Origin of the sequence: Streptomyces alkaliphilus (assembly GCF_014141535.1) — a bacterium.
Classification (GTDB): domain Bacteria; phylum Actinomycetota; class Actinomycetes; order Streptomycetales; family Streptomycetaceae; genus Streptomyces; species Streptomyces alkaliphilus.
Genome location: NZ_VKHT01001342.1, coordinates 1 through 1,076 on the forward strand (window position 1 = coordinate 1; position 1,076 = coordinate 1,076).

Here is a 1,076-nt window from a genome sequence, read left to right on the forward strand (position 1 = left end):
GTGCGGGGAGGAGTCGCGCGGGGAGGGAGCGACCCGGCCCTCGCTCCGGGGAGGACGGGATCGGGTTGCCCGCGCGGGTGATCCCGGCCCCCGCCGGTGTGCCGCGCCTGGCGTGTTCGTGGCGGCGGAGGGGGCCCGGCCGAGGGCCCGATCCCGGTGGGTCGGATGGGGCGTGCCGGTTCGGGACACGAACACCGACGACCCCGCGCACGTCGCGGGCCCGTGCGCTGACGGACCGGTTCGGTCGGAGGTGTGTCACGGGGGTTCGCGGAGGGTGAGGGGCCTCCGGCGGGTGCGGACGTCACGATCCACACCGGGGCCGGAGGGCCCTCACCCGTTCGGGATCACCGCGCCGGGCGCTCCGCCACCCACATCACGGGCCGAGGCCCTGGCCCGCCCGCAGCGTGGGCAACAGGGCACCCAGGGTCCTTTCCACCTCCTCCACCGGCACCTCGGGGGCGAAGGACCGCCAGTCGAGCGCGGCCACCAGCAGCGCTCCGGCCAGGGCCGAGGCGGCCAGCCGGACATCGGTGTCGGGTCGCAGTTCCCCGGCCTCGGCGCCGAGCCGCAGTTGTTCCTCGATCGCGGCGTGCGCCCGACGTCGCACCGCCAGCACGGTGGGGTGCCAGACACTGTGGGTGCGCCACACCTCTCCGAGGTACAGCCGTACGAGTGCCGGGTGGTCGAGGGTGAAGCGCAATCCGGCCCGCACGATCGCGTTCAATGCCTCCCGGGTGTCGCCGCCGGAGGAGCGGCATTCCGCGGCCGCCCCGCGCAGTGCCGAGGCGAGCATTCCGACGTTGTGGCGCAGCAGTTCCTCGTACAGCTCGGTCTTGCCGGTGAAGTTGTAATAGACCGTCCCCTTGGAAACGCCGGCGCGTTCGGCGATCCCGTCCACGGTGGTGGCGGAGAAGCCCTGCTCGGCGATGAGGTCGACGGCGGCGTCGAAGAGTTTCAACCGCGTGGCACGTCGCCGCGGGCTGTCGGTGGATTTCATCGGTGGAATCGCCCCCCAATAGGCGTGGTTTCGCGTCATTGTGCCCCCGGCGCCCTCCTCGTTCGCCTCTCATCCGTCC

The 1,076-nt window shown here is 72.9% G+C and carries 1 protein-coding gene; it reads right to left on the minus strand.

All coding sequences use genetic code 11. The features are described from left to right. Positions 1–373: 373 nt before the first annotated feature. The gene (locus FNQ90_RS24370; protein ID WP_182608318.1) at positions 374–997 is read right to left on the minus strand and encodes a TetR/AcrR family transcriptional regulator; all 624 of its coding nucleotides are present in this window, start codon (positions 995–997) and stop codon (positions 374–376) included. Positions 998–1,076: the final 79 nt, after the last annotated feature.

Bases quoted from the DNA above. Each gene is read 5' to 3' on its own strand.
- FNQ90_RS24370 (WP_182608318.1), bottom strand. From the start codon at position 997: ATGAAATCCACCGACAGCCCGCGGCGACGTGCCACGCGGTTGAAACTC.